7 protein-coding genes are annotated in these 9,620 nt (G+C 50.8%); 1 reads left to right on the top strand and 6 read right to left on the bottom strand.

The features are described from left to right. The 5 genes from AT710_08010 to AT710_07990 all read right to left on the bottom strand — a co-directional run. On the bottom strand, window positions 1-262 hold a 262-nt coding region (locus tag AT710_08010; GenBank protein KUO90920.1), incomplete at its 3' end, for a cupin. Between the two features lie 521 nt (window positions 263-783). Next, on the bottom strand, window positions 784-2,289 hold the full coding sequence (locus AT710_08005) for an aldehyde dehydrogenase (GenBank protein ID KUO90919.1): 1,506 nt from the start codon (window positions 2,287-2,289) through the stop codon (window positions 784-786). Between the two features lie 126 nt (window positions 2,290-2,415). Next, a complete protein-coding gene (locus AT710_08000; GenBank protein KUO90918.1) occupies window positions 2,416-3,564 on the bottom strand; it encodes a radical SAM protein in 1,149 nt (382 codons plus the stop codon). A 201-nt stretch (window positions 3,565-3,765) separates the two neighbouring features. Next, entirely contained in the window at window positions 3,766-4,488 is a 723-nt protein-coding gene (locus AT710_07995; protein ID KUO90917.1) for a hypothetical protein, read from the bottom strand. A 113-nt stretch (window positions 4,489-4,601) separates the two neighbouring features. Beyond that, entirely contained in the window at window positions 4,602-5,732 is a 1,131-nt protein-coding gene (locus AT710_07990) for a hypothetical protein (GenBank protein KUO90916.1), read from the bottom strand. 124 nt (window positions 5,733-5,856) lie between these two features. Between AT710_07990 and AT710_07985 the strand changes: the two genes are divergently transcribed. Then, window positions 5,857-6,615: a hypothetical protein gene (locus AT710_07985; GenBank protein KUO90915.1), complete on the top strand. Its 759-nt coding sequence runs from the start codon at window positions 5,857-5,859 to the stop codon at window positions 6,613-6,615. A 316-nt stretch (window positions 6,616-6,931) separates the two neighbouring features. On the opposite strand, the gene AT710_07980 is transcribed toward AT710_07985, so the two are convergent. After that, window positions 6,932-9,361: a hypothetical protein gene (locus AT710_07980; protein ID KUO90914.1), complete on the bottom strand. Its 2,430-nt coding sequence runs from the start codon at window positions 9,359-9,361 to the stop codon at window positions 6,932-6,934. Window positions 9,362-9,620: the final 259 nt, after the last annotated feature.

Genomic DNA, 9,620 nt, shown 5'->3' with positions numbered 1-9,620 from the left:
AGAAGAAGTCGCTTGGCCCAAGTATTTTCTCCACATCATTAACCCTAACCCTTAATGTTCCCCTTAATATGATGACCGCCTCCACGTACTTATGCTTATGCAGCGGCATGCGGCCTCCCGCCTCCACCGTGAACCGCCTCACCGCGAACTTGGTTGACCCCACGTCCCTCGTTATTAACCACTGTATCTTGAATCCCCGTGTCCCCCTTAACACTGCACCCACATCGCTGCCGGGAACATCCCTAACTGAACCGAAATGCATGCATTAAGTGCTTACTTCTCATATTTATATATTGAGGATAGCGATGAACTGGGATTTGATTGATGTTTTAAGCGAACCCCGTCGATCATCGCTATCTGTCTTCCATGGGGAATAAAGTAATCCTTGTATCGTGTTCAAAAGATATCCTACTACTATTCCTACCAAGAATAGTAAGGCGTCACCAAATACTTTTCCAAAATATGTAAGGTAGGCTATTGCGAATATGGCTAAGCCTAAGAATCTGATCTCCTCCCCATCCTAAAGGGCGAGGTAAGGTTAAAACCAAGGCTATTCTCCCTTAATGTCCTCCTCCGGTCAATTCTCAGAGGATGGAGGAAAGGGGGGCGGGAGCTCTCTCCCACAATGCCGGGGCATCCTCGAAAGCCGGCAACCGGCGCCCATTAGGGCCGTAACCCTTGAGACCTCGGGGGACCTTCAGGGCGGGGAGGGGGTCAGCGGATATTCGATTCCTTAACCGTTATTTAAGAAAAAGATGAATTGGTTTGAGATCTAGGATGCTTCTACATGTATTCCCAGATTCCCTTGCCCTTGTAGTTATATACTATTGTCTTGTATGCAGTGACTGATTCTATGGTGTACCCAACTCCTTCCCTGCCTACGCCTGAGCCCTTTCTTCCGCCGAAGGGGAAGTACCCTATTCCGTGCTTGGGGTAATCGTTTATGTATATGGCGCCCACCTCGAGGAGCCTCATTAATTTACGTATCTTGCTTATGTCCTCGCCGAATATGGCTGCATCCAATCCATAACTCCTCCCATTGGATAGCTTAATGGCTTCATCTATATTGCTTATTGGGGTTATTGCAGCTATTGACGCGAATACCTCCTTCTTATATAGGTATAGGGTGGGCAGCTTCTCCTTATCCACCTCTATTAGGGTGGGCTCTATGTAGTTNCCCTTCCTGGTTCCTCCATGCAGCACCTTGCCTCCCTTCTCCACGGCGTCCTGGGTGGCCGCCACCACTTCCTTAGCTGTCTCCTCATCTATTAATGGACCCATTGAGACACCGCTCTCCCTTGGGTCACCCACCTTGACTCTCCCCAACTCATCCAGGATGCTCCTCCTTAATTCATCATATATCTGAGACTCGGCGAATATGAACTTAATTGAGTCACACCTCTGCCCCGCGTAACTAGTCATGCCTGTCACTATCTTTGATGCCGCCGATTTAATGTCGGCATCCGATAACACTATCGCTGGATCCCCGCCGCCAAGCTCCATTATGTACTGCTTAATGCCGCCGGCACGCATGACTTCAATGCCTGCCTCAGTGCTTCCCGTGAGGGACACAACAGAGATCCGGGGATCCGACACCACCTTGCTCATTTGGGAGCCGGGGAGTGTGATCACCGATAATGCCTTGCCCGGGAAGCCAGCCATCTCGAGGATCCTCGCGAACATCAACGCAACTATGGGAGTTGAGGAGGCTGGCTTTATCATTATCGCATTGCCGGCCACCGTGGAGTAAACAACCTTATTCACCACATCGAAGAGAGGATAGTTAAAGGGAGTAATGGCCAGCACAATGCCCAGGGGCTCCCTCTTTATGACTGCCTCAGCCTCAAGGGTCTCCGTGCTCCAGTCCCCCGGCACGTACTCGCCGTATATTTTCCTAACATCTAGATCGGCCACCCTTAGCCTCTCCACTGCCGCCTTGACCTCGCCCTCCGCCGCTGGATACGTCTTCCCATTATTGAGCACCAGCACGTCGATGAAGGCATCCTTAAACTTCAGAAGGAGGTCAGCGGCCTTATGATAAATCTCAAGCCTCTTCTCCCCCGGAGTGTCCCTGATATCGAATCTGCCATCCACGTACATGGTCTCGAGGGCATTACTTATGGCGTCGAAGCCCAGGCGAGGCACCTTGGCTAGGAGGCTTTGATCAATTGGGCTCCTCACGTCCTGTAAATCGCTTGCCTCGACCCACTTCCCCGCTAGGTAAACCTTAAAGACCGGAACCCCATCTTTTTTATGCATCACGCCGAACTCGGGAGGTAATTCCTTCATGGCTTACTATTCCAGTTGCCCAATATAAATCTTCAAGGTAATACCTATACACAGCAATTACAGCGGGGCCCTGGGTTCACCCATAACACCTATTTGAAGCTGAGCGGTTCCCGTTATGGAGCCGCATCACTGTATTCCAAGGCTATTCAGGACATTGAGGGAGTTAGGCGAGTAGCCGCATAATGGGTCTTCGCCGAGGGGGTCACCGCTCTCCGTGAATGCCCGTGACCTGGAGCCGCCGCACATGAATCTATACTCACAGGCCCCGCATCTACCCTTGAATTCCGCTCTCCGTATTGCCTGTAGAATGGGGTTCTCCCTGTAAATCTTCGCTATTCCCTCCTTCCTCACGTTGCCAAGGGGAAGCGGGAGGAAGCCGCTTGGAGTCACTGTTCCATCGTATCCAACGAATATTATGCCGTTGCCGTCCCTGGTCCTGGCGAACTGCGGCTTAATGGGTTCCCGCTCAACGCCGCTCATTAATTCATGGAGTCCCCGCCTCAGCTTCTCGTAGAGTGGGCCCAGCCTGAGCTCAGCCTTGACTTTACCTGTCTCCACCGCGTATCGCTGAAGCAGTGCCCTCCTATAGAATGGGGCCTCCACTGTTCTTATTTGCACGCCGAACATGGATGCATCGTATAGGAAATTAACGACGTCCTCAGCCTCAAGTGGATCCAGCGACTCTAGGCCTGTTCCCCTCCCAACATGTATTAGGAAGAATACTTCCCAGGCATTGGCGCCGCTGTCCTTAACTATCTTGAATAAGGCGGGAAGCTCATGGACATTCATCTTCATAACGGTTGAATTAACTTGGAATGGAATGCCNAAGCCCCTCAACATTCGCATGGCATTAATGGTTTGATTAAAGTGCCCCTCTATTCTCCTCACGAATTCATGGGTTTCCGGCGAAGCGCCGTCGAGGCTTATGGAGACGCTTGACACGCCTAGCTCCTTAATCATGGAGAGGCTCTCCTCGTTTATTGATGAGGAGACTGCGGGGGATAACGCCACTGGGACGCCCATGTCCTTGGCGTGACCCATTAACTCATATATGTCGCTGCGCATGAGGGGATCCCCGCCCGTGAATACCATTACTGGGTATGGCTTCCCAAAGGCAGCCACATCATCTATTAGCTTAATGCCCTCCCTCGTGGTTAATTCCCCTGGAAGCGGCTTCAGTATTGCGTTTGCCCTACAGTGCCTACAGGAGAGTGGGCATGCCTTAGTGGTTTCCCAGAACACCAAGATGGGGCGATCATTTAGGTCCAACGGCATTGCCCGTGGATTCAACGAAGCATTTAAATAGCTTCCTCACATAACCAACGCGGCGTGTTGAGACGGGGACGGACCGATCAGTGACGAGAAGTTCCACGCACTGCAATAATCCATTGAGCAACGTGGGGACACAACGAGCGGAGGCCCCATTATGGGATCGATTATTTCCTTGCCGCTCCACGTGATAATTAAAATGCTTCATTAGTGGCTGGAGTACTCATTGTATTGCTCCACTATTGTCTTGAGTAAATTAATGGAGCTCTCATCATAGTACCTGGACGCGTTTAGAACAAGTACCTTATTATCCCTTAACTTGATTGAGTAACTATAGGCCCCGTCGCGAGCCATGACTAGGACATTCACGCCTAACTGATTAAGCGCCTTGGCTGCCTCCGCATTAACCTCGCCGCTGCTCTCAATAATGGAGTCCCCGGATAATATGGCTACCCCATTTAATGATAATAATTCCCTTAACTCATCGAGGGATGAGGGGATATAACCAACCTGGGCATACGCGTACTCCACGCTGGACCTCCCCATCCTCTGCATATCGTTGCGAACATCATCCAGCTTCTTATTCAGCTCCTCAAGTACGGCCCTCAATTCATTTACGCGGGCCTCCAGCCTCTTTAAATCCAGGTCACTGGCCTGCATGGGAGGAGGCGGGGGAAGAGGCCTAGCTTCACCTGTTGGTCTCGCGTTCTGTAATTTATCATCCCTCTGCGCAGGCTTGGGGGGCTGTGGCTGGGGTAATTGCTGCTTAACAGGAACCTTAGCTTGGGAATTATTCTTATTATTAGTTGATTGATTGGTGGGTTTCTGGGCACTGCTTGGCCTTCGCCTTAACAGCATGAATATCAATATGGCTATCACGACTATTGCTAGGGCTGCAATTATCTCCGGTAAATACGTTGATAACGACATATGGGATAGATAAAATTAAAAGTTTTTATGTCTATCTGTGGTTTTTGCAGCCCCTCCAGGACTCTCCTGAAAGAGCAGAAGGACTGGGCCTCGTCGAGGTTTCGTCGATGGATCTAGTGCTTGAGGGACTGAATTGCATTCGCGAGCCTCTTGACGCCGAGCCTGCCCTCCTCTATGGTTACTTGGGACGCGCTTATCCTTATCCATGTGCTGAAGGATCCCGAGGGGGAGAAGTAGCGGCCCGGCATGAATGCGACCCCCAGCTTAAGGGCTTCCCTAAGGAGCGCATCCGCATCAATGCCCGTGTTTAGCCAAATGAAGAAACCGCCAACCGGTTCCTGGAACTCGAGACCAGCCTCACGAACTGCCGTCGATATTACGGTTAATTTGCTCCAATATAATTGCCTTGCCCTATCAATTGATTCACGTATTAATCCCCTCTTCAGGAACTCCGCGGCTATGAGTTGAGATAAGGGGGGCGTTGATATTGTCGTGGCGCTCTTGACATTGATCAATGCGTTTGATGCTTCCTTCGTAGTAATTATGAAGCCCACCCTGAGCCCGGGGGCAATTATCTTGCTGAACGTGGAGAGGTGAAGCACTCTATATGGATCTAGCTGGGCCATGCTTGGGGGAAGGGGGGTCATGGAGAGGGAACTATATGGGTCGTCCTCCACTATGTGGAAATCATACTTCTCGGCTAGCTCAAGCACTGCCTTCCTCTCGTCTAGAGGCATGACTCTGCCCGTTGGGTTCTGTATTGATGGCATTAAGTAAAGCAGCCGGAGACCGGAGCGGGCTGTCTCCTCAAGCTTATCCATGTCTAGACCACCCTCCCTTATCGGTATGGAGACCACACTATGAGAGTACGTCTTAAGTATGGGAAGGGCGACGAAGTATGTGGGGTCCTCCACGGCAACTGTGTCCTGGGGCCCTATGAATGTTTTCCCGATTATGTCCAGCCCTTCCTGGCTGCCCACTGTCACCACAACTCCATCTGGATCCCCGAATCCCTTGAATCTAGTTATTTCTCGACGCAGCTCAAGTAATCCCTGCGTGTCGCCGTACTGAAACGCTTTATCTGAGTGCTGCCTTATCACGTCCATGGCTATGTCCCCTATGCTTGGTGGAATCGCCGCTGGATCCGGTATGCCGCCCGCCATATTTATGACGCCGCCCCGTGCCCAGGACAGTATCTCAGGCACCTTGGTGTCGAAGTATCTATACCTACTTGATAATCTCACGCACAACTATTGCTTCTACCTATTTAAGCATTGCCGCTATATATTTAGTCAAGAAAAAACGCATTAATATATGAAGCAGTTTCATCGAAAAATGTTTATTAATGCTTTACGTAAATAAATATCAATGAATGATTCGCTGACTAAGTTGGCAAGCATGATTATGAAGGCGAAGTGCATCATAGCGCTAACGGGCGCAGGCATGAGTACCCCCAGCGGCATTCCAGACTTCAGGGGAATCAATGGATTATGGACAAGGCTGAACCCAGATAACTGCACGGGAAGCGGATTCGAGGCAGATCCAGATACCGTTTGGGGCTGCGTAATGGAGATCTACCAATACGTGAGGGACGCCGCGCCCAATGCCGCTCATTACGCATTAACCGAAATGGAGAGNATGGGGAAACTATGCGGAATAATAACACAAAACATCGATATGCTGCATGAGAAGGCCGGTTCAAGCAATGTAGTGCCGCTTCATGGAAGGCTCGATACCGCTATTTGCCCGAAATGCGGCGCCATTCTCCCAATAACCACCGCAATAAGCAGCTGGAGAACGGGATTCACACCCATTTGCCCGAAATGCGGCGCCACGCTTAAGCCGAACATAGTTCTATTCAATGAGGACGTGCCTAGACAGGAATACATAAAGGCATTCTACATGGCTAGAAACACTGATCTACTCCTAGTGCTTGGAACAAGCCTAGCCGTTGCACCAGCCAACGAATTACCCTTAATAGTTAAGAAGCATGGGGGATCCATGGCTATAATCAACGACTCATCAACGGAATTAGATGACTTAGCCGACGTAGTCATAAGAATGAGAGTAGAGGATGCAATGCCTCAACTAATACGGATCATCAAGCAAATGCAAGAAACCCACTGACTCCCCCTAAGGGCGAGGCTTGGCGTTCGCTTTGCCATAGTAAACCGTTGATTGAATTACTGATGAGACCGTTCTTTCTTTGGTGATAAAACGAACGACAGACCTCGCCCCTCAAGGCGGGGAGGAGGTCAGTATCTGCGTGTCCACTTAATGGTAACGCAATACACGACAAACATACACCAAACCTATTTAACGATGCCTAAATTATTAAGTGCCTCGTCCTTAGCGGGGTTCCTGGTGCGAGAGGTGAAGTGATGAAGCCTCACCCTTGCTGGGACCTCTGGTGAGAAAGGCGAAGATTAATTTAATTATTAGATTAATTACCCTTATTAAGTACTGAGTAATTTATCTTGTACACAAGTACCCAGCCGTAGGGCCTCGACACGTATACTAATTGAAAACCAGGGGGCGGCGAGAGGTAATTACCGTAGTATAGGAGGCCATAGATTCCCTGAAGCCATGTAGTCGCGTTTACTCCTGGAGGCGCTTGATTGAGTAGGTTGAAGCCGAGCTGCTGGGCGAATGGCTGGAGCTCAACCATTAGGTGAATGCCTAATTGATTAGATGAACCGGGCGCCGTCGCGTAATATGGCCACGTATTGAAGAACCAGAGCGGGATTGGGAATACTTGATTACTGCGTAGCTGTGGATTACTCTCTATTTGATTAATGCATCCAGTGAATTGCCCCGATAGGGANGCAGCGTTCAGATTAAAGAGTAATTGGTAAAGCGTCGAGTTGCTTAACGGCACGTTTATCTCAGTGTTGAATGCCGATATGGACGCGGTTCCAAGCAAGTCATTCAATATGTAGGACGCGTTGTGCCCAGATATGAGGGCCATCCAGTAGCTCTTCACGAAGTCTCCCCCCGTTGGGTACTCCGGTATTAATCCGCAGACATCTATATTCTGCTGGGTCGACGCGGAGCCGAAGCTTAATGCCGCCATTGGAGACTGAACTGGAACCGCCACTGCGCTGTACGGTATGAAGATCACGACGTACTCGGCCTTGAGGTCCTTCAGTATCATGAGTGACTTAGTGACGTTCCTAGTGACGAATGCCTCGCCTATCTGAGCTATCTGAGTCCCATTGACTGTGGAATTATCCGCTAGGCTACTCTTGTTTCCAATTATCGCGGTCCAGTACCCATAGTCCCACCATGAAGCCACTGACGCGTGGGCGGGGAGATTCATTTGCATCCAGTAAAGCGCATCAAGCCAATCCGATGATGGAACGGCGGGCGATGTGGTGGATACTATTTGGGGTGGGGCAGCCGCTATGGCTACTCCAGGAGCGACTTGCTGGGCTAGGGCGACCGCGAATATTGCAATTATTAGCGCAGCCAATGCCAGCATTGGGGCTGAGCGACGCTGAATCAGGAACTTAATTATCATTATGAAGCCGAGGGCAGTTAATGGGAACCAGAAGAAGCCCAGCAGCATGATGAGCCACGCCTCCGATGATGCAAAGTAAACAGCGGCAGTGGCTGCTAGGGACATCAAGAGGCCGGCTACGTCGAATGATGAGAGGAGGAACGCCATGCCCGTGGCAGCGAATGGTGGAGTAATGGTGACTGTCTGGTAGAAGCTATGGAATGGGGTTGGGGAATGCTCTGCGACGCTTTGAACTATGGCTGACCTAGCTATGGGGAGGAGGGCGCCGAGGAACTTGCCGCCCGGCAAATGTATTATCCCTAGCCCGGTCAATGCGGCTGAGATCGCTATGGCAGCCACTGCAATTGCCGCTATGTACTTACCGTAGCTGGCTATTTTCCGCACCTGTCCCCTCGTGAGGCGAAGGGCGGGCAGCGTTATTATGGATAATAGCGCGGCGAGGGACATGCCGGCGCCTAGGGTTAGGAGCGCGTGGAGGCCGTACCTTGGCGTCATGGATATGAACGCCACGAAGCCGAGGTAAGTGGCTAGGTACACCAATATTATCCTGTCCAGAGTCACGCCGACCCCCATTACTCCCAGGTTAATCACCTTGCCCTTATACACCCTATAGACGCCGTAGATCAGCATCACTATCATGAATAGGCCGTACACGTTCATGACGAATGTGAAGGATCCCCAGAACCAAGCCGTTACGCCATTAACGGCGGCGCCGAGCGCGGCGTACGGTATCCAGTCCCGCTTCCTGAGCGCATCAATGAATAGGCCGAAGCCTAGGGGAACAAAGAATTGGAATAGCGTTGAGTCAGCGAACCAACCGGCTGACCCCCTTTGGGTGAATATTATGGAGTAAGCCGTTAATACTGCGGACAATAGCCCCACGTACTTGCCCCCTATCCTGGAGCCAAGGTAATACATCGAGAGAACCGATAATGCATTGATTACTCCAGGCACCATTATCACGGTGTAGAGGAGGGAGACGTGGAAGTGCTTGAGGACGTCATAGGCAAGTAGGCCCGTGAATGAGACGCCTGGAGATAGGACAACGGCCCAATTAATTCCCCAGGGGTACCAGAAATTGGTGAATCTGTATAGGTGGCCATTTATGAAGCCGCCGCTTAACCACCACTCAATGCCCTTAATTGATCCCAGGCTCAACATGAAGTTAGTTAAATAGTACCTAATGTAGGGATCAAACTCATTTATGTAGTAGCCCCACAGGTAAACAGAGTAGAACCTAATGTATAGAGCTAAGGCAAGGGTTGAGGCAAGCGCGACTCCAACGCCGAATAATTGGGAGAAACGCAGCTCCTCATCAATTAATGAAACCTGCGCGGCTTCCTGCTTTGCCATACCCATCGCCGGCGCAATGAGTATATAAAGATTTGCCTAAATCCACGAGGCCCCAAACCATGGCTAATGCTTGAGGCCATCAAGGACGTACTCAGTAGTACCCTAGTTCTGATTCAAGCATGGAGAGGAGGCGGCAAGTCACCTCATGCGTGCGCATGGGCCTCTCCCCCATTCTATAAACCTCATGCGCCGAGGCATACGTTGATTCGCTGAAGGAACCGTGGGGGAATCCGCCTATCACTACCGCGACGTTGCCTAG

Source organism: Thermocladium sp. ECH_B (genome assembly GCA_001516585.1).
Taxonomy (GTDB): Archaea; Thermoproteota; Thermoprotei; order Thermoproteales; family Thermocladiaceae; genus Thermocladium.
The sequence above is the reverse complement of the archived record's forward strand: the minus strand, read 5'-3'. Positions and strand labels throughout refer to the sequence as shown.